The sequence below is a fragment of the Polaribacter sp. MED152 genome (assembly GCF_000152945.2).
In the GTDB taxonomy this organism is placed as follows: domain Bacteria; phylum Bacteroidota; class Bacteroidia; order Flavobacteriales; family Flavobacteriaceae; genus Polaribacter.
On record NC_020830.1, the window covers coordinates 2,304,799 to 2,327,172 of the forward strand.

A 22,374-nucleotide genomic window follows, 5' to 3' on the forward strand; every position below is an offset into this window, starting at 1 on the left:
ATAAGTAGTTTACAATAATGAATATTAAAAAGATAATACCAATTTTAGAATGGTTACCTAACTACAATACATCGCTTTTTAAAGGTGATTTAGTAGCAGGTATTACTGTAGGTATTATACTTATTCCTCAAGGAATTGCATACGCTTTAATTGCTGGTTTACCACCAATTTATGGTTTGTATTGTGCACTTGTTCCTCAAGTTATGTATGCTATTTTTGGTTCATCTAGGCAAGTGGCAATTGGGCCAGTTGCTATGGATTCTTTAATTGTTGCAACAGGTGTTTCTACTTTGGCTTTAGCAGGTTCTGAAAGTTACATTTCAATAGCAATTTTGCTGGCATTAATGGTAGGTACTATTCAATTTATCTTAGGTATTTTTAGCCTAGGCTTTATAGTTAATTTCCTGTCAAAGCCTGTAATAACAGGTTTTACATCAGCAGTTGCTTTAATCATTGGTTTGAATCAGTTTAGAAATTTATTTGGAGTAGACTTTTTTCAAAGTGATCAAATTCAATATATAATAATTGATATTTGGGAGCAGTTTTCAACCTATAATGCACACACTACTATTATTGGTTTATTATCTGTAATAACTATCATCATTTTTAGAAGAATTAATAAGAAAATTCCGAATGCATTAATAGTGGTAGTACTTGGAATTTTAACCATGAAATTCTTTGGGCAATCATTTAATGATGTTGCAATTGTAAAAGAAATCCCATCAGGTTTGCCATTTTTTGGAGTGCCAGAATTTGAAATAGATCAAATTAAAGAACTTTTACCAATAGCGTTAACATTGGTTATGGTTGGCTTCTTAGAAACAATTTCTATAGGTAAGTCATTAGAGGCAAAGCAAGATGAGTATAGAATAAGACCAAATCAAGAATTAATTGCATTAGGTTTAAGTAATATAGCAGGTTCATTTTTTAAAGCATATCCATCAACATCTAGTTTTTCGAGATCTGCAATTAATCAAGAAAGTGGTGCAAAAACAGGAATGGCAGCTTTAATTTCTGTGGTAATGGTAGTTATTACTTTGCTGTTTTTAACACCTTTATTTTACTTTTTGCCAAAAACAGTTTTGGCTGCAATCATTATAGTAGCAGTATTTAACTTAATCAATTTTAAAGAAGCATCTTATTTATGGAATGCTAACAAATTAGATTTTTGGTTAATGATGTCTACCTTTTTAGCAACGCTATTATTAGGTATTGAATATGGTATTGTAGTTGGTGTAGGTTTGTCACTTATCATTCTAATTTATAGAACCTCAAAGCCTTATGTAACTGAATTAGGAAAAGTACCAAATTCAAATTTCTACAGAAATAAAAACAGGTTTGAAGAAGTAATTATTGAAGATGATATTTTAATTTTCAGATTTGATGCCCAATTGTTCTATGCCAATTCAAGCTATTTTAGAGACAATTTAGATGATATGGCTGCCATGAAAGGCGATGCCTTAAAACTAATTGTGTTGGATGCAGAAAGTATAAATAGAGTAGACAGCACAGGTGTAGAAATGCTAAAAGAACGAATTCGTTTTTATCAGAAAAAGGATGTGAAATTCTATTTTGCAGGAGTGAAAGGACCTGTAAGAGATGACTTATTCAAATGCGGAATATTAAATATTATAGACATCAATCACTTTTTTATGCGTGCGAATCAAGCTGTAAAATTTTACAAAACTGGCGATCGTAAACATCAAGAGAAATTTGCTAAATACATACATCAATCATACAAATAAAAATAAAGGATGAACCTTAATATCATCCAAAGAGTAATAACTAAATAATCGTAAAAGATGAAAATAGAACAAATTTATACAGGATGCCTTGCACAAGGTGCGTATTATATAGAAAGTAATGGTGAAGTAGCTATTATAGATCCATTAAGAGAAGTTCAAAACTATATAGATAAAGCACAATCAGACAACGCTAAAATTAAATATATTTTTGAAACTCATTTCCATGCAGATTTCGTAAGTGGCCATGTAACTTTAGCAGAAAAAACAGGAGCAAAAATTGTCTATGGGCCAACTGCAAAAACAAACTTTGATGCTATAATTGCAGAAGACAATCAAGTTTTTCAGTTAGGTGATATTACAATCACAGCTTTACATACTCCAGGTCATACTATGGAGAGTACTTGTTATCTTTTAAAAGATAAAGAGGGTAAAGATCATGCAATATTTAGTGGTGACACTTTATTTTTAGGTGATGTTGGTAGGCCAGATTTAGCACAAAAAGGCGATATTACAGAAGCAGATTTAGCAGGATTTTTATATGATAGTTTAAGAACTAAAGTAATGACTTTGGCAGATGATGTAATTGTGTATCCTGCACATGGAGCTGGTTCTGCTTGTGGTAAAAACCTAAGTAAAGAAACTGTAGGTACAATTGGTAATCAAAAAGAAACCAATTATGCTCTAAGAGCAGATATGACCAAAGAAGAGTTTATTAAAGAAGTTACAGATGGTTTATTACCTCCTCCAGCTTATTTTCCATTAAACGTAAAACTAAATAAAGAAGGTTACAAAGATATAGATGATGTTATAGAAACATCTACAAAGCCTTTATCTGCTAAAGAATTTGAATTTATTGCAAACGAAACTGGAGCAATTATTTTAGATGTTCGTCATCAAACTGAGTTTATAAAAGGTTTTATTCCACAATCTATCTTTATTGGTATTGATGGTGGATTTGCGCCTTGGGTTGGAGCATTAATTAAAGATATAAATCAGCCTATATTATTAGTTTCTCCAGAAGGTAGAGAAGAAGAAGTAATAACAAGATTATCTAGAGTTGGTTTTGATAATGTTCTTGGTTATTTAGATGGTAGTTTCGAAACTTGGCAAAAAGCAGGTAACGAAATTGATACTTTAGAATCAATTTCTGCAGAGACCTTATCTGGTAAAATTGAAAATAATGAACCTGTTTTTGATGTTAGAAAACCTGGTGAATATACAAGTGAACATATAAAAGTTGCAGAAAGTACACCTTTGGATTTTTTAAACGATCATATTACAGAATTTCCTAAAAAAGACAAATTTTACATTCATTGTGCAGGTGGTTACAGATCTGTAATTGCAGCTTCAATTTTGAAAGCAAGAGGTTTTCATAATGTTGTTGATGTTGCAGGTGGTTATGGGGCTATTAAAAAAACAGATATTGACAGAACTGCTGCAGTTTGCCCATCAACATTAAAATAAAATGAAAGCTATAATTAGGTTTTTATTATGTGGTTTACTATTTATAAGTTGTAGTAGTCAAGAAGCAACATCGTCAATTTCTACAAAGGAATTAAAGGTGTTGTTAGCGAAAGATTCTATTCAGCTTTTAGATGTTAGAACTCCAGAAGAAATAAAGCAAGGAGCTATAAAAACTGCCAAATTTGCTAATTATTTTGATGATGATTTTGCAGCGCAAGTTACAAACAAATTTGATTCTCAAAGACCAATTTATCTGTATTGCAGATCTGGGAATAGAAGTCTTAAAGCATCAAAACTTTTAAAAGCGAAAGGTTTTACCGTTGTTAATGTCTTAGGAGGTTACAATAGTTGGAAATTAGAAAATGAGTAGAATATTGTACTAATTGATAATTAGTGAGTTATCTTCTTAAGGATTGCAAAAAGTAAAATTAAAGAGAATAAATATGGCATTAAAGGCTGTTTTTATTCTCTTTTTTTTATTTTAGAAAAATGAAAAGAATACTCCTCCTATTAGTTGTTATAACTAGTTTCAGTTATGCACAAGAAAAAATTGCCTTCGTAGATTATGATCAAATTAAAGAAGAAATATCTCAAAGTTCTTCTGAAGGAAATTATGAAAAAACACTAGAGTTAATCAATAGAATTAATGAAAACGACTCTATTTATTACACCTTATTAACTTCGAAATCTTATTATCTATTACAGTTAAAAAAGAATAAAGAAGCAATTGAAGTAACAAATAAAGGTATTAATGATAATCATAATCATTCAAAAGTCTTTTTTTATGTAAACAAGGGTGTAGCCTTAACAAACTTAGAAAAGTATGATGAAGCTATTAATGCATACAATGAAGGTTTAAAGATGTATCCTAATAATTTCCTTTTAAATTTTAATAAAGGAGTTGTTTTAGAAACTCAAGGTAACTTAAATGATGCTGTGGAATCTTACAAGAAAAGTATCATCATAAATCCTTTAAATAGAAAACCACATCTACAGATAGGAAATATATATTACAAACAAGAAAGATTAACACAAGCTTTAATGTGTTTTAATATGTATTTACTGCTAGAGCCAGATGCAAATGGTGCCTTTGGTGTTTTAAAATCTTTGAACAATGTAGTGGTTTCAGAGAATTCAAATGTTAGAGATGAAGATATAGAATTAAGTGATTCAGATGATTCATATGATGAAATTGATTTGGTGCTTTCTAGCAAAATAGCAATGAATGATAAATATGAAACTGGAAATCCAATTAATATTGCCTTAACCAAACAAAATCATGCTTTGTTAGAAAAGTTAAAAGATTTTGAGGGGGAGGATAATTTTTGGACAGAGAAGTATGTGCCAATGTACAATTGGGTTTCTAAAAACAATTACTTTAATGAATTTATTTACACTTTGGTATATTCTATAGAGAATGAAGAATACAAGAAAATAGTTGAAAAAAATATTAAGAAAATTAAAGAGTTTTTGCCTGCTTTTCAAACTAAGTGGATAGATTTAGTAGCTAAAAACACCATAAAATTTAATGGTAAGGATAAAGAAGTGTATTATGAATATAGTAACAATACAGTTAACGCTATTGGTGAAAAAATTAATGGTGTTTCTGTAGGTAGTTGGCAGTTTTTTAATGAATCTGGTAAAACTATTGCTAAAGGGCAGTTTAACAATGAAGAGAAAAAACAGGGAGATTGGGTTTGGTTCAATTATAAAAATAATGTAAAGGAAACAGCTTCATATGTTAATGGGAATTTAGAAGGTGAAAACTTTATGTATTATGAAAATGGAAGAAAATATATAAACGCCAATTTTAAGAATAATGCATTAGAGGGTGAATACGAATATTTTAATGATAAAGGTGCTTTAATTCAAAGAAAGTATTTTAAAAATGGTGAGTTAGAAGGTGTTTATAAATCTTACTTTCCTGTTGGAGAAGAAATTTTAGAATTTATAGTTCCTTATAAGAATGGCTTAATTGAAGGCGAGGTTCAAGAATTTTATGCCAACAAAGATTTGTATGAGATTTCTAATTATTTAAATGGAGAACTAAATGGTGTTGTAAAACGCTATTATTATGATAATAAAATTTCATCAGAAATTTCTTATTCAAATGGGCAATTAAGTGGCCCTTATAAATCTTATTATACAAATGGGCAAATAAGTGAAGTTGGTCAAAGTGTAGAAGGTTTTTATGATGGAGATTGGAAAACCTATTATTTCGATGGTCAGTTGCAGAGTGAATTTAAATATAATAAGGGTGAATTAGATGATATTTATAAATTCTATGATACAGATGGTAAATTACATTACACATATCAATATAGAAGAGGAGAATTAATTGCCTATTCATTTTTTGATAAAGAAGGTAGTCTTATAAAACAAGGAAGAAAGAAAGGTGGAGAGTTTTATTATGAAGGCTATTCAGCAACTGGCAATAAAATATCAGAAGGTTTATATGACATCTCAGGAGGTAAAATGGGTGAATGGAAATTCTATGATAATAATGGAGTTTTAAATGGTAAAGGAACATTTAAAGAAAATAAAACAAATGGGACTTATTTTACTTATTATAAAAGCGGAATTATTGAATCTGAGAGTACTTATAAAGAAGACCTTTTAGAGGGGTATTATGTGGATTATTATTTAAATAATAAAATGAGATCTCAAGGATGGTACAAAAATAATTTGGCTCATGGTGAGTGGAGGTATTATTATAAAAATGGTACACTAGAATCAATAAACTTTTTTCATAAGGGTCAAATTCATGGCAATCAAGATAATTTTGATGTTGCAGGTAATCTTATTTCAAGAACCACCTATAACTTTGGTGACATAGTTTCTGATATTATTTACGATTCAAAGGGTAAAGTAACTCAAACTATAAATTATCAACCAGAAGAAAATACTTTTCAAGTTCAGTTAATGCATTATAATGGAAAAGTAAAAACGGAAGTAGACTATTTAAATGGGTTAAAACATGGTAAATATGCTTACTACTATTTTAATGGTAATAAAAGAACTTCTGGTGGTTATATTAATGGCAAACAACATGGTCTTTGGACCTGGTATTATGATGATGGTACTATAGAAAGTACCTCTCATTTTCTATTGGGTGAGGTCGATAATAAAACTGCCAGATATTATAAAACTGGTAAATTAGAAGCTATCTATAATTACGAAAATGGTCTAGAGGTAGGTACAGATATGAACTATTATAAAGATGGTAAACTAGAAGTTTCTACAGACTATGTTAATGGTAAAAAACATGGAAAGAAAATTTTATATGATGAGTTTGGAGAACTACAATTAATACGATTTTATAATCATGGTGCATTGGTTGGTTATAGCTATTTAGATAAAAATGGTAAAGAAAAGCCTTTAATTAAAATTAAAAATGAAACTGCTAAAATTAAAGCGTTCTATAAATCTGGTAAGCCTTCAATAATAATGGAATATGTGAATGGTGAAACAGTAAATGAATATAAATCCTATCATTCAAATGGTAAAGTTGAGAGTGAATTGTTTTATAAAAACGATTTAAAAAATGGTGAGGCTAAATACTATTACTCAAATGGAAACAAAAGGTTGAGTATTAATTATTTATTAGATCAGAAAAACGGTAGATTTTTAAGTTATTTTGAGAGTGGAAAATTAAAAAAAGAGCTTAACTATATCAATGATGAATTACATGGTCTTGGAAAATATTTTGATGAAAAGGGAAAATTAACAGCACAAAAAGAATTTTTGAATGGAGAGGTTTTTAAGGTTAAAGAGTTATAATGTATTCTTTTTATTAGTTATATCAACGCTAAATCTTAACGCCCAATATTCAGAAGAATTTGTAAAGTATAGCGACGTTTATCCAGAAGCTAATAGAGTTAGATTACAGCAAAATATAGAAATAAGAATAGAGGAAAATGATGGAAAAATCTCCATTAAACAAAACATTCTAGAAGAAGATTTATTTTTAAATGAATCTGCAACCTATAACTCTAAAAACAGGTTGAGCTTCTCATCTTTTTTCGAGTTAGAGAATATAGAAGCTTCTTCTTTTAACTATAATAATGGTAAATATTCAGAAATCGAGGTTACTAATTTCATAGAGAAAGATGAATTAGATGATTCGTTTTATGATGATTCTAAAACATTAAATTTTATATATCCTAATTTAAAAAAAGGGTCTAAAACAAAACTAACGTATACTCAAATAGTAAAAAACCCACGTTTCTTAAGTACATTTTACCTAGCTGATTATTTTCCTATCATTAATAATAAAATTAAAATTATTGTAGATAATAATATAGGTTTAGACTTTAAGAAGTTTTACACAGACAAGGTTGATTTAACTTATTCAACTAAGAAAAGACGAAAAACTACAGAGCATCTTTGGGAAATAAGAAATACCAAAGATTACGATTTTGAAAATGATGCTCCTAGTTTTAAAAACTTTTTACCACATATTGTTCCACTGATTACTACAGTAGAGTTAGAAGATAAAACTATTTCTATTTTAGGCGATGTAAAAGATTTATATGGCTGGTATTATTCGTTAGTTAAAGATATTAATAAAGATGATTCAAGCCCTGAATTAATTGCTTTAGTAAAAGAGCTTACAAAAGACAAGAAGACAGATTTAGAGAAGGTGAAAGCCATTTATTATTGGACCCAGAAAAACATAAAATATATCGCTTTTGAATATGCTTTGGGAGGTTTTATACCAAGAGAATCTAATGATGTTTTTAGAAAAAAATATGGTGATTGTAAAGATAACTCTAGTATTCTTTATAAAATGCTAGAAATTGCAGGTTTAGATGGTAATTTAACTTGGATTGGTACAAGAAGCATTCCATATACTTATGAGCAAGTGCCAACTCCTGTTGTAGATAATCATATGATTTTAACCTACAATTTTGAAGGTAAAAATTACTTTTTAGATGCTACAGGTAGATATATTAAAATGGGTTTACCCACTTCATTTATTCAAGGTAAGGAAGCTTTAGTATCTTATAAAAATGATTTTAAGATTGTTAACGTACCAATTATAGAAGCAAAGGAGAATATTATTTCAGATGATACTAAACTACAGTTAATAAATGGTCAATTAATAGGTGAAAGCACAACAACACTAAGAGGTTATCCTAAAATAGATATTTACAATAAGTTGGAAAATTTGAACACCAATGCTAAAACTAAAGAGTTTTACAATTTAAATCTTAAAAAAGGTAATAATAAATTTCTTATTACAGATTACAAAGAGATCAATAAATATGACTATGATGAAGCGTTTAGTATTACCTATGATTTTAAAATTGAAAATTATGCAAAAAAATTAGGAGACGAAATTTACATCAACCTTAACTTAAATCAATATGCTTCAGATTATAAGGTTAAGAAAAACAGAAAGCGCCCTTTAGAATATGATTATAAAAGGTTCTATCAAGCTAAAACTACCTTAGAAATTCCCAAAGGTTATGCAGTGGACTATATACCAGAATCAAAAACCTTTAAAAATGATTTGTTAGTGTGTGAAATAAATTACGAAATAATAAATAACACAGTAGTTTATCAGCAAAAATTCACACAAGATTACTTAGTACTAAAATTAGAAGATCAGAAAACCGTTAACGATCTAATTAAAAAAATAGAAAAATTCTACAAAGAAATAATTGTTTTAAAAAAGAAATAAGTACCAAGAAAAGAAAATTATTACTAACCCTATTTATAGTTATTGCACAATTTAGTATCGGTCAAAATGAACCCTTTTATAAAAGTTATGATTGGGAAAAAAGTCCGAATTATAAAGTAGATGAGTCAGAGGAAAATATGGTTTCTTTAAAAGAGAAATTAGTAACAGAATTTTTTTATGATGGAGATAATTTTGTGGAATATTTTTTAGAACATAAAGTACTTTGGTTAAATTCAGATGATGTTATAGAAGACTATAATAAAATTTATTTGCCATTTTCGTCAGATTCAGAACTTCAAATAAACAAAGCTAGAGTTATAGATGTAAAAGGTAAAATAATAGATTTAGATGAATCTAAGATACTTACTGCAGAAGATGAAGAGTCAGGTAGAACATATAAATACTTCGCATTTGAAGGTATCACAAAAGGTAGTTTTATTGAGTTTTTATATGTGGTTAAAAGAAGCCCATTATATATGGGTAAAAGAATTACTGTACAAGCATCATATCCAAAAAGTAATGTTCAATTTGATTTATTTTCACCTAACAATTTAATTTTTGACATAAAAACGTATAATGGGGTACCTAGTATTACTGAAGACACAACAAATGTCAATAAGAATCATTACAAGCTAAGAATTCCTAAAATTGATAAACTAGAAAACGAATATATGTCTGCATATAATGCTTCTAGAGGTTCCTTAATCTATAAATTAGATAAAAACACCGCTAATAATAGCAGTAATATTGTTTCTTATGATAAGGTTTCGCAAAATCTGTACGACTATTATTACAAAGATTATTCTAAAAACACAGTACAGGCAATTAACTCGTTTTTGAAAGAATTAAACATTTCTAGCACTACAGAAGAAGAACAAAAAATAAGGGTTATTGATAATTTTATAAAATCGAATGTTTACTCATCAGACATTTATAGTGAGGATTTAGAAAATTTAGATGAAGTATTAAATAAAAAAGTAGCCAATGAAACAGGAGTGCTAAAGTTGTATTTGGCTTTATTAAGAAGTTTAAATATAAAACACGAACTTGTTTTAACAAGTAATCGAAAAGAGTTAAAGTTTGATAGAAAGTTTGAAGCTAATAATTTTCTAACCGAGTTTTTAATCTACTTTCCAAAACACAAAAAGTACCTTTCTCCAAATGCCAACAATACTAGATATGGCTTTCCAGCTCCTTTTTATACAGATAACTATGGGTTGTTTATTAAAGAGGTTACTGTAGGTGATTTTAAATTTGCCCTTGGTAAAATCAAATATATTAAGCCTGTAAAAGCAGCCATGAATTTGGATACTATGGTTGTGGATGTTAGTTTCGATGATGAAGATTTAACAACTAACAGTATTCATTTTGAAAGGGCTTTTAATGGTTATTATGCTATGAACATACAGCCATTTACTAATTTAATTATAGGTGAAAAAAGGCAAGAATTAATTGACGGAATTTTTGAAAATATCAGTGAGAACATAGAAATCTCAAAAAGTGAAATGATAAATGACTCGCCTAATTTATTTGGTGTAAAACCTATAACTTTTATATCAGATTTTTCAAGTAATGATTTTGTAGAAAAAGCAGGAAGAAAATATCTTTTTAAACTAGGTAAATTAATTGGTGCACAAATGCAGTTATATCAAGAAAAGAAAAGAGTACTTCCTTTAGAGAATGAGTTTCAAAGAAGTTATTTTAGAACAATCAATATAAAAATTCCTGAAGGGTATAAGATTACGAATTTAGATGAAATAAACATTAGCAACGTTTATAATTTAAAGGGCAAAGAGTTATTTTCTTTCAAGTCTTATTATTCTATAGAAGGCAACGTTCTTAAAATTACTGCAGATGAACATTATAGAAAGAATATAGTTGCAGTAGATATTTATGAAGAATATAGAAAGGTTATTAATAGCGCTGCCGATTTTAATAAAATAGTATTGCTTTTAGAGAAAGAATAATGGCAAGTAGAAAAACAAAAAACCTCGCAAATTGCGAGGTTTTTTTATTTGTATTTTAAAATAGAATCTATCCTAAAGTTACTCTTTTAAAAGATGATATTTCAACATCACCATACGTGTTTACGTAGTCCGCAACATTTTTCTTTTCATCTTTAATAAAAGTTTGGTCTAATAAACACTGCTCCATATCTAAAGTAGTATTATCAGCAACGAATCTTTCCATTTTTCCTGGTAAAATTCTATCCCAAATTTGCTCTGGTTTTCCTTCAGCAGCTAATTGTGCTTTTGCATCAGCTTCAGCTTGCGCTAAAACCTCAGGAGTTAATTGAGATCTAGAAATAAATTGAGGTACATTTTTTAATGTTTTACCTAATCTACCTAACTCAATATTATCTTTTTCAATAACTGCAATTCTAGCTTCTGTTTCAGCAGCTACATACGCAGGATCAAAATCTTTGTAAGATAAAGTTGTTGCTCCCATAGATGCTACTTGCATAGCAACGTCTTTCGCTAAAGTTTCAGCATTATCTACAACAGCAGATAAACCTACTAAAGCAGCAATTTTACCAATGTGAGTATAAGCACCAACATAAGCAGCTTTAACTTTTTCAAAAGCAGTAATTTCTAATTTTTCACCAATTACACCAGTTTGTTCAACTAATTTATCAGCAACAGTCATACCACCAAAATCAGCAGCTAAGAAATCTTCTTTGTTGTCATAGTTTAAAGCGATATCTGCGAATTCACCTCCTAAAGCAACAAACTTTTCGTTTTTACCAACAAAGTCAGTTTCACAAGCTAAAACAATGGCAACACCTTCTGTTTTGTCATCGTTTATTCTTGTAACAGCAACACCTTCTGTAGATTCTCTATCAGCTCTTTTTGCTGCAATTTTCTGTCCTTTCTTACGTAAAACGTCAATTGCTTGATCAAAATCACCACCTGCTTCAACTAATGCCTTTTTACAGTCCATCATTCCAGCTCCAGTAGCTTCTCTTAATTTTTTAACATCAGCAGCACTTACTTTTACTGTTCCCATGTTATGTTATAATTTAAAAGTTAAACTTATTTTTTTTCTTCAGCTTTTTCTTCAGCTTTCGCTTCTTTAGCTGTTGTTGTTCCTTCTGTTGTATTTACTACAGCTTCTTCTAAATTAGGCTTCTCAGCTTTTACAGCATCCTTTGCAGGTGCTTTTTCTTTTTTAGGAGCTTTAGTTTCTTTACCTTTTTCTTTGTCTGCTTTTCTTTCAGATAAACCTTCAGCAATTGCATCGGTTACAAAACCTAAAACTTTATCAATAGATTTAGAAGCATCGTCATTGGCAGGAATTACATAATCTACTAATCTTGGATCAGAGTTTGTATCTACCATTGCAAAAATTGGAATATTTAATTTTTGAGCTTCTGCTACAGCAATGTGTTCTTTTTTAATATCGATTACAAATAAAGCACCAGGTAAACGAGTCATATCAGAGATAGAACCTAAATTCTTTTCTAATTTTTCTCTTTGACGATTAATTTGTAATTTTTCTCTTTTTGATAATGCATCAAAAGAACCATCTTGCTTCATTCTATCAATAGAAGCCATTTTCTTAACAGCTTTTCTAATAGTAACAAAGTTAGTTAACATACCACCTGGCCATCTTTCTGTGATGTAAGGCATGTTTACCGCTTTTGCTTTTTCAGCAACGATATCTTTTGCTTGCTTTTTTGTAGCAACAAATAAAATTTTACGTCCAGAGTTAGCAATCTTTTTTAAAGCTTCTGAAGTCTCTTCTATTTTAGCTGCAGTTTTATACAAATCAATGATGTGTACACCATTTCTTTCTGTATAAATATAAGGAGCCATGTTAGGGTTCCATTTTCTAGTTAAGTGTCCAAAATGAACACCACTATCTAGTAATTCTTGAATGTTTATGTTTGCCATCTTTTAAAATGTGTTTACTTTCTGTTTTGAAATCAATAACTAAGTAGTCTTTCGAGTCTTAATTATTTAGATACTAAACTGTTTATATTTATATAATTGTAATAATAACAGTTCTCAAAGAAAATACCTTGCAGAATAAATTCTGCAAAAATATTAACGTTTCGAGAATTGGAATTTTTTACGTGCTTTCTTCTGACCAAATTTCTTACGTTCAACCATTCTTGGGTCTCTCGTTAATAATCCTTCTGGTTTTAAGACAGCTCTATGATCTTCGTTAATAGAAACTAAAGCTCTTGTAATTGCTAAACGAATAGCTTCAGCTTGTCCAGTAACTCCACCACCATAAACATTAACCTTAATATCGTAAGATTCTAAGTTTTCTGTTAACATTAAAGGTTGTTGAACTTTATACTGTAAAGTACCTGTAGTAAAGTAACTTTTATAGTCTTTTTTATTTACAGTGATGTTACCTTTACCTTCTGAAAGATAAATACGAGCAACAGCTGTTTTTCTTCTACCGATTTTGTGTACTATATCCATTATTTGTAATCGTTAAGGTTAATAGCTTTAGGTTCTTGACCTGCGTGTTTGTGCTCACCACCTGCATATACATACAGGTTTCTGTATAAAGCACTACCTAATGTATTTTTAGGTAACATTCCTTTTACTGCTTTCTCGATTAATCTTGTAGGATCTTTCTCGAACATTTCTGTTGCAGTTAACGATCTTTGACCACCTGGATAACCTGTGTGACGAATGTAAGACTTGTCTCTCATCTTGTTTCCAGTTAGTACAATTTTTTCTGCGTTGATAATAACCACGTTATCTCCACAATCTACGTGAGGAGTATAATTTGGTTTGTATTTACCTCTAATTAGCTTAGCTACTTTAGAAGCTAGACGACCCAACGTTTGCCCGTCCGCATCAACTAAAACCCACTCCTTGTTTACGGTAGCTGCGTTTGCTGATACTGTTTTGTAACTTAATGTGTTCATAATTACACTATTAGTTTTTGTTCAATTAATAATATTTGTTTTCCTTAAAAAAGGAGTGCAAATGTAAGGAGATTTATTTGATTGACAAATAGCACTTTAATATATTTTTTGGGAATTCTTTTTTCATTTGTAAATCTTAAAATAATTAACATAAACTTAAGAAAATAGAGAGGTATTTTTGCACTTGAATTCAGGAGTTTTTTTTCATCAGAAATTTTATAAAATTTAAGGCAATTAAATGGGGAAATTTTTACTTTTTTTATCAGTGATAGCAGTTTTTTCAGCAAAGATTAATGCTCAAGATAATTCCACTACTAAAATTCCGAAAAGAATATACACCACCAAAAAACTTATTGAAAAACCAATTATTGATGGTGATGTTTCTGATGCTGCTTGGGATGTTGTAGAATGGTCTACCGACTTTACAGAAAAAGATCCAGATGAAGGCACAGATCCTGCACATCAAACAATGTTTAAAGTTATGTATGATGATAAATATCTTTACGTTGCTTTGCGTGCTTGGGATGCAAACCCTGAATTAATTCAAGAAAGACTTAGTAGAAGAGATGGTTTTGCAGGAGATAGAATTAATGTAATTATTGATAGTTATCATGATAAAAGAACTGCCTTTGTTTTTACAACAACTGCAGCTGGTGTTAAAGGTGAAGAATTTGCCTCTCAAAATGGGGAAAATTGGGATGACAGTTGGAATCCAATATGGTATACAGATGCCAAAGTAGATGATAAAGGATGGACAGCTGAAATGAAAATTCCTTTTAGTCAATTACGATTTGGGAAAGCAAAAGAACAAATTTGGGGTTTTAACGTTAATAGAACCATTTTTAGGCTGCAAGAAAGATCTTTGTGGCAAAGAATTCCTAACGATCAAGCAGGTTTTATAAGTGAAGCAGGTGAATTGCATGGGTTAAAAGATTTAAAGGCGCAAAAGCAATTAGAGATTCAGCCATTTACGGTCATGCAATACGATACTTATCCTCCAGAAGCTGGCAATCCTTTTCGAACAGGAAGCGATTTTAAATTCAATGCAGGTTTAGATGCAAAAATTGGTATTACTAACGATCTTACCTTAGATTTAACTGTTAATCCTGATTTTGGTCAGGTAGAAGCAGATCCAGGAGCAATTGCTTTAGATGGTTTTCAGATATTTTTTAGAGAGCAAAGACCATTTTTTGTAGAAAACAGCAATATTTTCGATTATGAATTTGCTAATGGTAGAGATAATCTTTTCTATAGTAGAAGAATAGGTAGAAATCCTCATAGAAGTGCAAACCTTGCTTTTGGTGAATATGCAAATGAACCACAAAATTCAAGAATATTAGGAGCTGCAAAGTTTTCTGGAAAAACTAGAGATGGCTGGTCTATAGGAGTTTTAGAAAGTGTAACTGGAAATGAGTTTGCAGAGATTCGAGAAGTTAATGGTGGCACAAGAGAAGAAATTGTAGAACCTTTAACCAATTATTTTGTAACCCGAGTTCAGAAAGATTTTAATGAAAGAAACTCTTTTATTGGTGGTATTTTTACAGCTACAAATAGACATTTAGATGGCGATTTTAATGAGTTGCACAAAGCGGCATATTCAGGAGGTATCGATTTTCAGCACAACTGGCACAATAGAGATTATTATTTAGATGGTAATGTAATAATGAGCCATGTTTTAGGAAGTACAGAAGCTATCACTCAAACCCAAACTACATTAAGACATAATTTTCAGAGAGTAGATGCTACTCATGTTTCTGTAGATCCTAATAAAACGTCATTAACTGGTACAGGGGGTAGAATAGAGTTAGGTAAAAACGGAGGTGGAAATTGGAGGTTTAATGGTGGTGCAATTTGGAGGTCTCCAGAGCTAGAGTTAAACGATGTTGGTTTTTTAAGACGAACAGATGAGATTATTCAATTTGGAAACCTTAGTTATTTATGGCAAGTGCCAACAGAAACTTACAGAAATATCAATGCCAGATTTGAGCAAGGTACATTTTATGATTTTCAAGGCAATTTAAATAGAATTCGATTCGAAGTTCAGGGTAATGTTAATTGGATCAACAATTGGTCAACAGAAATTGGTTATGGTTTAAATACTCATTTTTATGATAATTTCTTTTTAAGAGGTGGTCCTAGATTTAGAAGACCAAATACTGGTTTTGCTTATTTATTTTTCAATTCTGATAGGAGCAGAATGTTTAGTTTTACTTTAGGATATTCAAATAGACATAGCCAAGAAGATGTAACCTCTAGAGATCGATTTGTTATCAGAACAAATTATCAGCCTTTCGATGCTTTTAGCATGTCTTTAAATATAGAGTATGCTAATTTATATGATGCTACTCAATATGTTACCGAAACTAATTTTAACACTGATGCAAGATATATTTTAGGAGAAATTCAAAACCAAACATTAACAACTACACTTCGTTTAAATTATAGCTTTACACCAAATATTTCTTTACAATTTTATGGTCAACCTTTTATTTCTAAAGGACGATTTACAGATTTAAATTATGTAGTAAATCCTATTGCAAATAGTATTAATGATAGAATTTCTATTTACGATTCGAATCAAATAAGTACTCAAAATGAGACCTATTTAATTGATGAAAATAGAGATGGAACCACAGATTACAGTTTCGAAAATCCAGATTTTTCTTTTGTACAACTTCAAACTAACTTAGTAGCAAGATGGGAATATATACCAGGTTCAGAGTTGTTTTTTGTTTGGGCAAGAGGATCTGTAGGTAGTGTTGATCCTGCCAATGATTTAGTAGATAGTGTTTCCAATCAAGTTTTTGAAGCGCCAGCTAACGATACTTTTTTAATTAAGGCTACCTATAGATTTGCTAGGTAATTATTAATCTACCATTATTATAGAACTTGCAACAAACCTATCATTTTCTATAACACCTTTAATTTTGGCGGTTCTAACAACGTTGCAAAATCCAGTCTTTTCATCATGGGCATCACCAAAATCATCAATTCCAAAACCATCAACAAAATAAGGTTTGTCTAAAACTTTAACAGCCAAACTACAGCCTTCTTCTGAGTCTAACTCAAACATGCATTGGCCGCAAGCAATAGGTGCTTCTAAAACACTAACTTTTGATTTTTGATTACAAGCTAATAAAGCTATAAAGCTTAAAATGATTATTTTTTTCATAAAACAAATGCAATTTAAATACTTATTTCTTAGTCCAGCTATCTCTTAAACCAACAATTTTGTTAAATACCAAAGCTTCTGGTTTTGAGTCATGATCTACGTTAAAATAACCCAACCTTTGAAATTGAAAACGTTCTCCAATTGCAGCAGTTTGTAAACTTGGCTCTAAGTAGGCATCAATAATTTCTAAAGAGTTAGGATTCAAAAATTCCATAAAATTTTTGTCTTTATGCGAATCAGGTGCTTCATCTAAAAACAAACGATCATAAGCTCTAACTTCTGCTTTAATAGCGTGTTTAACAGAAACCCAATGTAAGGTTCCTTTCACTTTTCGCATACTTTCAGGAGTTCCACTGCCAGATTTTGTTAATGGGTCATAAGTACATTGAATTTCTGTAACATTTCCATTTTCATCCTTAGTGCAGCTATTTGCAGTAATGAAGTAAGCATTTTTTAAACGAACCTCTTTCCCTAATTTTAAACGGAAGAACTTTTTGTTAGCCTCTTCTCTAAAGTCTTCTTTTTCAATATAAATTTCTCTTGAGAAAGGTACTTTTCTACTACCAAAGCCCTCTTCGTAATCATTATAACTTGCGTCTAAAAGTTCCTCTTCTCCTTCAGGATAATTTGTAATAACCACTTTTACTGGGTCTAAAACACCCATTACTCTTTTTGCAGTTTTATTTAAATCTTCTCTAATTTTAAATTCTAAAAGTGCAACATCAATTACGTTTTCACGTTTAGAAACTCCAACTGTTTCTATAAAGCTTCTAATAGCAGCAGGTGTATATCCTCTTCTTCTTAAGCCAGAAATTGTAGGCATTCTAGGGTCATCCCAACCAGAAACAATATTCTCTTCTACTAGTTTTAATAACTTACGCTTACTCATAATAGTATAGCTTAAGTTTAATCTAGAAAACTCACGTTGTTTTGGTGGATTTGGATATTCTGATTCGCTAAATTTATAAACATTTTCTACAAACCAATTGTATAATTCTCTGTGTGGCTTAAATTCTAAAGAACATAAAGAATGAGAAATTTGTTCTATATAATCGCTTTCTCCATGTGTCCAATCATACATAGGGTAAATGCACCAATCTGTACCAGTTCTATGATGAGCTTTGTACATAATTCTATACATTAATGGGTCTCTCATTAACATATTTGGACTAGCCATATCTATTTTAGCACGTAAAACGTGTTCCCCTTCTTTAAATTTACCCTCTTTCATTCCATGAAATAATTCCAAGTTTTCATTTACAGATCTGTTTCTATAAGGGCTGTTTGTACCTTCTTCAGTTGGTGTGCCTTTTTGTATTCTCATTTCTTCAGAAGTTTGAGAATCTACATAAGCCTTACCATCTTTTATTAATAATATTGCCCAATCATATAATTGTTGAAAATAGTCTGAAGAATAACATTCGTTTGCCCAATTGTAACCCAACCAAGCTATATCTTCCTTAATTGCATCTACATATTCTTGTTCTTCTTTGGCAGGATTTGTGTCGTCAAATCTTAAATTTACAGGTGCATTGTATTTTTCACCTAAGCCAAAACTAATACCAATTGCTTTGGTATGACCAATGTGTAAATAGCCATTTGGTTCAGGTGGAAAACGAAAACGTAAATCGTCTTTTGGCATTCCATTAGCCAAATCATCTTCTATAATATGCTCTAAAAAATTCAGTGATTTATTCTCTTCAGACATCCTATATTTATTAAATAAATTGAGCTACAAAATTACATAAAATACTTTTCAGCTATTGAGTATTTGTAACAAAATCGTAAATTAATGCTCTAATAAAATAAACGAGATAAACTATGAGTAATCAAATTAGTAATTATACTTGCCCAAAGTGTAATAATAAGACGTATAAATTAGGTCAAATGAGAGCAACAGGTGGTACATTATCAAAAATTTTTGATATTCAAAACCAGAAATTTACAAGTGTAACTTGTGAGAGATGTACTTATACCGAATTTTATAAAACAAAAACTAGTGCAATTAGCAATGTTTTTGACTTTTTCACGAGCTAGAACCTTCTAATCCGTTGATTTTTATCGTATTTTTGTAATCTTGAAAAAAGTTTTAAAAATGCCTAATTTTTCTTTTGATCATATTGCAATCTCTGTAAAAGATGTAGATGAATCTATTTCATTTTACAAAAAAGTATTTGATTTTAAAGAAATTCCAAATACAGCATCTACATCTAAAACAAGATGGTTGTTACTAGATGATAAAATTCAGTTACATGTTATTCCTAGGCCAGATTTTAAGGTAGTTACCAATAAAGCTGTTCATTTTGCATTATCAACCAAAAATCTAATTTCCTTTTCAGAACACTTGGAGGATTTAAACATTGATTTTTCAGATTGGATTGGCTCTGTAAATAAAGATTATGTTAGAGCAGATGGTGTTTTACAAATCTATTTTCAAGACCCAAATGGATATTGGATTGAAGTTAATAATACAGTATAGAATGTAACCTTTACACTTTATGAAGAAAGAAAGTAAAAAACCAGATTTAGTAGTTTTTAATGAGGAAACTCAACAGTATGATGCTGCTCTAAAGCCTTATGGTACGTCTGCAAGCTCTCCTGTAATTAAACCATTAAATACAGCCAGTTGGAAAAACGATGGTATTCAACGTGTAAACAAACAATTGAAATCTAAGTTTGACGAGGTTAAGAAAGAGTATGAAGCTTTAATGCAAAAGTTTCAGTACAATGATTTAATTTATAATGCCAAATTTAGTTTTGAGCCTATTTTTGGCGAAAATTATCATTTGTACAATAATAAAAATAACGAACCTTTTTTATCAATTATTGCTCCAGAGCAATGTAGCTTTGAATATTTAGGTTCATTTAGATTGAACACAGATAAAATGTGGGAAAAGATAGAAACACCTAATAAAGAAGCATAAATGGGAATTATAAAAGTTAATAATATAAAACTTTATGCTTTTCATGGTTGTCTGGATGAAGAGGCTAAGATAGGTTCTTGGTATAGAGTAGATGTTGAAGTAAAAGCCAATTTAAAGAAATCTTCAAAAACAGATGATTTAGCAGACACAGTAGATTATGTTCATTTAAATCATATCGTTAAGGAAGAAATGCAAATTAGATCTAAATTGTTAGAAGAGGTTGCACAAAGAATTTTAGATCGCTTTTTTACAGAGATAAAAATGCTTAAAAAAGCAACTGTTGCTGTTTCTAAAATTAATCCACCTATTGGCGGAAATGTTGAGGAAGTTGTTATTGTTTTGTCTAAAAAAAGATAAATGCAATGAATCTAAATCAAGTAACAATACCTGCTTTAGATTTAGAAAAAGCGGTTGCGTTTTATCAAACTTTAGGATTAGATTTAATAGTTGATGCACTGCCAAATTATGTAAGATTTATATGTCCAGATGGTAATTCTACTTTTTCTATTCATAAAGTAGAAGAGTTGCCTCAAAATTCTGGAACTTCTATTTACTTTGAGTGTGATGATTTAGATGAAAAAGTAGCAAATTTGCAGGATAAAGGAATCGTTTTTGATGAATTACCAAATGATAAATCTTGGTTATGGCGTGAAGCACGATTAAAAGATACCGCCAACAATCAATTGATTTTATATTATGCAGGAGAGAATAGAGTAAATCCTCCTTGGAAAATCAAAAAGTAAAAAATGCTTGCAAGCTTTGTAAATTTCCGTAAATTTGCAATCCAATAATTAAAAGGTGTCTTGGCCGAGTGGCTAGGCAATGGTTTGCAAAACCATGTACAGCGGTTCGAATCCGCTAGACACCTCAAAAAAAACTCTGATAATTAACTTATCAGAGTTTTTTGTTTTTAGCTATTGTTCTTCTTTCAAATAGAGCTATTGACCAGTTTATCATAGTTAATTAATTATAATACATTAAATTAGCTTTAGCCAAAAGATTATTTTTCATGAATCGACTTTCTATAACATTACTAATTTTATTTAGTTGTATAATGCCATCAATAAGTTTTGCTCAGATTACAAAAGCAAAACTAAATAGTTTTCAAGTTGATCAGCAGCATAAAGTTATTTTGTGGCATGTATCAGATTTAGATTCTATAAAAAATAAAAAATCAATAGGTTTTACAGAAAATTTGAAAATTGAAATACCAATTGACTTAGAATGGAATTATAACAAAGTATATTCTATAACTAACGATGGTTCTGATTATAAACTTTATTTAACTAAGCTTCCTATTATTCAAATTGGTTTTGATGAAAATAAAATTAATAGCAAAAATAAAATTGTTGGTAGTTTCTCTTATTATGAGGGTAATTCTTATCAGCAGTCAATAATTGGTTTAAGACATAGAGGAAATTTATCTTTATCATTCAGTAAAAAATCTTTCGATTTAGAATTTTGGAAAGACAGTTTAGGTAAGAAAAGTAGAAATATTCAATTCAAGAATTTACGATCTGATGATGATTGGATCTTAGATGCCATGTTTAATGAACCTTTACGAATAAGATCTGCAATAGCTACAAATTTATGGAACAGCATCAATACACCTTACTATGCTGATCTAGAACCAGAGGCTAAAAGTGGTTTCAATATTCAGTTTGTAGAAGTATTTAAAAACCAAGAATATTATGGAGTTTATCAATTATCAGAAAGTATAGATAGAAAACAACTGAATCTAAAAAAGAACAAAGAGGCTGAAATTCGTGGCGAATTATTTAAAGCTGATTCTTATAAAGGTGGCCCTAGTTTTGAGAAAATAGTCGAAAAATCAATTTATATAGATCCGAAATGGAATGGTTGGGAAATTAAATATCCTGTAATAAATGATGAATATTATTGGAATAATTTAGTTAGTTTTTCGAATTTAGTTATCAATAGTTCTTCTCAAGAATTTAAAGATAAAATTGAAAGTAAAATCAACATTTCTAACGCTATAGATTATTACATTTTTGTAAATTTAATGGGTGCAACAGATAATATGGGTAAAAATTATTACTTGGCTAGGTATGACAAGAATGAGCCTTACTTTTTTGTTCCTTGGGATTTAGATGGTGTTTGGGGTGTGATACAAGATGGCAAGCCACAATATTTTACGAGCAAAATTGTATTAGAAAACGGACTGCTAAAAAGGTTAATCACCGAAAATCCTAACAATTATAAACAGAAATTAAAAAATCGATGGCAAACATTAAGGGCTAAAGAGTTTTCTAATGAGTTTCTTTTTAAAGAAATAAATGTTCTTTACTCTAAATTTTCGGATGAAAAAATTTATGAAAGAGAGTTTTTAATTTGGCAAAATAAACTTAATAAAACAGCAAATCAAGAGCATTATAATCATTTGCAAAATTGGCTACAGGAAAGACTAGTTTATCTAGATAATTATTTTAGTAATTTATAAATAAAATTGTAGTTGTATTAAACTCAATCTTTAG

The 22,374-nt window shown here is 29.9% G+C and carries 19 protein-coding genes and 1 tRNA gene; 14 read left to right on the forward strand and 6 right to left on the reverse strand.

The annotated features are described in order from the left end of the window. Positions 1-17: 17 nt before the first annotated feature. The 6 genes from MED152_RS10195 to MED152_RS10220 all read left to right on the forward strand — a co-directional run bounded on the left by MED152_RS10195 (position 18) and on the right by MED152_RS10220 (position 10,862). The gene (locus MED152_RS10195; protein ID WP_015481798.1) at positions 18-1,745 is read left to right on the forward strand and encodes a SulP family inorganic anion transporter; all 1,728 of its coding nucleotides are present in this window, start codon (positions 18-20) and stop codon (positions 1,743-1,745) included. A gap of 57 nt (positions 1,746-1,802) precedes the next feature. Next, positions 1,803-3,209, forward strand: a complete 1,407-nt coding sequence (locus MED152_RS10200) for a rhodanese-like domain-containing protein (protein ID WP_015481799.1) — start codon at positions 1,803-1,805, stop codon at positions 3,207-3,209. A 1-nt stretch (position 3,210) separates the two neighbouring features. Then, complete coding sequence (locus MED152_RS10205; RefSeq protein WP_015481800.1) at positions 3,211-3,579, forward strand: rhodanese-like domain-containing protein; 369 nt, start codon at positions 3,211-3,213, stop codon at positions 3,577-3,579. Between the two features lie 119 nt (positions 3,580-3,698). Beyond that, entirely contained in the window at positions 3,699-6,989 is a 3,291-nt protein-coding gene (locus tag MED152_RS10210) for a toxin-antitoxin system YwqK family antitoxin (RefSeq protein WP_015481801.1), read from the forward strand. Beyond that, a complete protein-coding gene (locus MED152_RS10215) occupies positions 6,958-8,895 on the forward strand; it encodes a DUF3857 domain-containing protein (protein WP_015481802.1) in 1,938 nt (645 codons plus the stop codon). The genes MED152_RS10210 and MED152_RS10215 overlap by 32 nt, the downstream gene beginning before the upstream one ends. Before the next feature lie 137 nt (positions 8,896-9,032). Continuing rightward, positions 9,033-10,862, forward strand: coding sequence for a DUF3857 domain-containing protein (locus tag MED152_RS10220; protein ID WP_015481803.1), 1,830 nt, complete (start codon positions 9,033-9,035; stop codon positions 10,860-10,862). Positions 10,863-10,929: 67 nt separating this feature from the next. On the opposite strand, the gene tsf is transcribed toward MED152_RS10220, so the two are convergent. The 4 genes from tsf to rplM all read right to left on the reverse strand — a co-directional run bounded on the left by tsf (position 10,930) and on the right by rplM (position 13,783). After that, positions 10,930-11,901 (reverse strand): translation elongation factor Ts, encoded by a 972-nt coding sequence (gene tsf, locus MED152_RS10225; RefSeq protein ID WP_015481804.1) that lies wholly within the window; start codon positions 11,899-11,901, stop codon positions 10,930-10,932. Between the two features lie 26 nt (positions 11,902-11,927). Next, positions 11,928-12,788 carry a 30S ribosomal protein S2 gene (gene rpsB, locus MED152_RS10230; RefSeq protein ID WP_015481805.1) on the reverse strand — a complete coding sequence of 287 codons (861 nt, stop codon included), beginning with the start codon at positions 12,786-12,788 and terminating at the stop codon, positions 11,928-11,930. 153 nt (positions 12,789-12,941) lie between these two features. Next, a complete protein-coding gene (gene rpsI, locus MED152_RS10235; protein WP_015481806.1) occupies positions 12,942-13,328 on the reverse strand; it encodes a 30S ribosomal protein S9 in 387 nt (128 codons plus the stop codon). After that, positions 13,328-13,783 (reverse strand): 50S ribosomal protein L13, encoded by a 456-nt coding sequence (rplM, locus tag MED152_RS10240; protein ID WP_015481807.1) that lies wholly within the window; start codon positions 13,781-13,783, stop codon positions 13,328-13,330. The genes rpsI and rplM overlap by 1 nt, the downstream gene beginning before the upstream one ends. 238 nt (positions 13,784-14,021) lie before the next feature. Between rplM and MED152_RS10245 the strand changes: the two genes are divergently transcribed. Further along, complete coding sequence (locus MED152_RS10245; RefSeq protein WP_015481808.1) at positions 14,022-16,646, forward strand: DUF5916 domain-containing protein; 2,625 nt, start codon at positions 14,022-14,024, stop codon at positions 16,644-16,646. A gap of 3 nt (positions 16,647-16,649) precedes the next feature. Here MED152_RS10245 and MED152_RS10250 read toward each other — a convergent pair whose 3' ends face one another. Both MED152_RS10250 and MED152_RS10255 read right to left on the reverse strand, forming a co-directional pair. Next, entirely contained in the window at positions 16,650-16,955 is a 306-nt protein-coding gene (locus tag MED152_RS10250; protein ID WP_015481809.1) for a DUF6370 family protein, read from the reverse strand. Between the two features lie 22 nt (positions 16,956-16,977). Then, positions 16,978-18,663: a glutamine--tRNA ligase/YqeY domain fusion protein gene (locus MED152_RS10255; RefSeq protein WP_015481810.1), complete on the reverse strand. Its 1,686-nt coding sequence runs from the start codon at positions 18,661-18,663 to the stop codon at positions 16,978-16,980. Positions 18,664-18,776: 113 nt separating this feature from the next. On the opposite strand from MED152_RS10255, the gene MED152_RS13640 reads away from it, so the two are divergent. The 7 genes from MED152_RS13640 to MED152_RS10285 all read left to right on the forward strand — a co-directional run bounded on the left by MED152_RS13640 (position 18,777) and on the right by MED152_RS10285 (position 22,340). Then, positions 18,777-18,992: a zinc ribbon domain-containing protein gene (locus MED152_RS13640; protein WP_015481811.1), complete on the forward strand. Its 216-nt coding sequence runs from the start codon at positions 18,777-18,779 to the stop codon at positions 18,990-18,992. A 58-nt stretch (positions 18,993-19,050) separates the two neighbouring features. After that, positions 19,051-19,434, forward strand: a complete 384-nt coding sequence (locus MED152_RS10260; RefSeq protein WP_015481812.1) for a VOC family protein — start codon at positions 19,051-19,053, stop codon at positions 19,432-19,434. 19 nt (positions 19,435-19,453) lie between these two features. After that, a complete protein-coding gene (locus tag MED152_RS10265) occupies positions 19,454-19,879 on the forward strand; it encodes a DUF2452 domain-containing protein (RefSeq protein WP_015481813.1) in 426 nt (141 codons plus the stop codon). Beyond that, positions 19,880-20,236 (forward strand): dihydroneopterin aldolase, encoded by a 357-nt coding sequence (folB, locus tag MED152_RS10270; RefSeq protein ID WP_015481814.1) that lies wholly within the window; start codon positions 19,880-19,882, stop codon positions 20,234-20,236. A 5-nt stretch (positions 20,237-20,241) separates the two neighbouring features. Next, positions 20,242-20,622 (forward strand): VOC family protein, encoded by a 381-nt coding sequence (locus MED152_RS10275; protein ID WP_015481815.1) that lies wholly within the window; start codon positions 20,242-20,244, stop codon positions 20,620-20,622. A 54-nt stretch (positions 20,623-20,676) separates the two neighbouring features. Next, a tRNA-Cys gene (locus MED152_RS10280) sits at positions 20,677-20,747 on the forward strand. Between the two features lie 186 nt (positions 20,748-20,933). Then, on the forward strand, positions 20,934-22,340 hold the full coding sequence (locus MED152_RS10285; protein ID WP_238559139.1) for a CotH kinase family protein: 1,407 nt from the start codon (positions 20,934-20,936) through the stop codon (positions 22,338-22,340). Positions 22,341-22,374 lie beyond the last annotated feature (34 nt).

Bases quoted from the DNA above. Each gene is read 5' to 3' on its own strand.
- rplM (WP_015481807.1), bottom strand. From the start codon at position 13,783: ATGAACACATTAAGTTACAAAACAGTATCAGCAAACGCAGCTACCGTA.
- MED152_RS10195 (WP_015481798.1), top strand. From the start codon at position 18: ATGAATATTAAAAAGATAATACCAATTTTAGAATGGTTACCTAACTAC.
- MED152_RS10205 (WP_015481800.1), top strand. From the start codon at position 3,211: ATGAAAGCTATAATTAGGTTTTTATTATGTGGTTTACTATTTATAAGT.
- MED152_RS10210 (WP_015481801.1), top strand. From the start codon at position 3,699: ATGAAAAGAATACTCCTCCTATTAGTTGTTATAACTAGTTTCAGTTAT.
- tsf (WP_015481804.1), bottom strand. From the start codon at position 11,901: ATGGGAACAGTAAAAGTAAGTGCTGCTGATGTTAAAAAATTAAGAGAA.
- folB (WP_015481814.1), top strand. From the start codon at position 19,880: ATGGGAATTATAAAAGTTAATAATATAAAACTTTATGCTTTTCATGGT.
- MED152_RS10285 (WP_238559139.1), top strand. From the start codon at position 20,934: ATGCCATCAATAAGTTTTGCTCAGATTACAAAAGCAAAACTAAATAGT.
- MED152_RS10200 (WP_015481799.1), top strand. From the start codon at position 1,803: ATGAAAATAGAACAAATTTATACAGGATGCCTTGCACAAGGTGCGTAT.
- rpsB (WP_015481805.1), bottom strand. From the start codon at position 12,788: ATGGCAAACATAAACATTCAAGAATTACTAGATAGTGGTGTTCATTTT.
- rpsI (WP_015481806.1), bottom strand. From the start codon at position 13,328: ATGGATATAGTACACAAAATCGGTAGAAGAAAAACAGCTGTTGCTCGT.
- MED152_RS10215 (WP_015481802.1), top strand. From the start codon at position 6,958: ATGGAGAGGTTTTTAAGGTTAAAGAGTTATAATGTATTCTTTTTATTA.
- MED152_RS10220 (WP_015481803.1), top strand. From the start codon at position 9,033: ATGGTTTCTTTAAAAGAGAAATTAGTAACAGAATTTTTTTATGATGGA.
- MED152_RS10255 (WP_015481810.1), bottom strand. From the start codon at position 18,663: ATGTCTGAAGAGAATAAATCACTGAATTTTTTAGAGCATATTATAGAA.
- MED152_RS10250 (WP_015481809.1), bottom strand. From the start codon at position 16,955: ATGAAAAAAATAATCATTTTAAGCTTTATAGCTTTATTAGCTTGTAAT.
- MED152_RS10275 (WP_015481815.1), top strand. From the start codon at position 20,242: ATGAATCTAAATCAAGTAACAATACCTGCTTTAGATTTAGAAAAAGCG.
- MED152_RS10265 (WP_015481813.1), top strand. From the start codon at position 19,454: ATGAAGAAAGAAAGTAAAAAACCAGATTTAGTAGTTTTTAATGAGGAA.
- MED152_RS10245 (WP_015481808.1), top strand. From the start codon at position 14,022: ATGGGGAAATTTTTACTTTTTTTATCAGTGATAGCAGTTTTTTCAGCA.
- MED152_RS10260 (WP_015481812.1), top strand. From the start codon at position 19,051: ATGCCTAATTTTTCTTTTGATCATATTGCAATCTCTGTAAAAGATGTA.
- MED152_RS13640 (WP_015481811.1), top strand. From the start codon at position 18,777: ATGAGTAATCAAATTAGTAATTATACTTGCCCAAAGTGTAATAATAAG.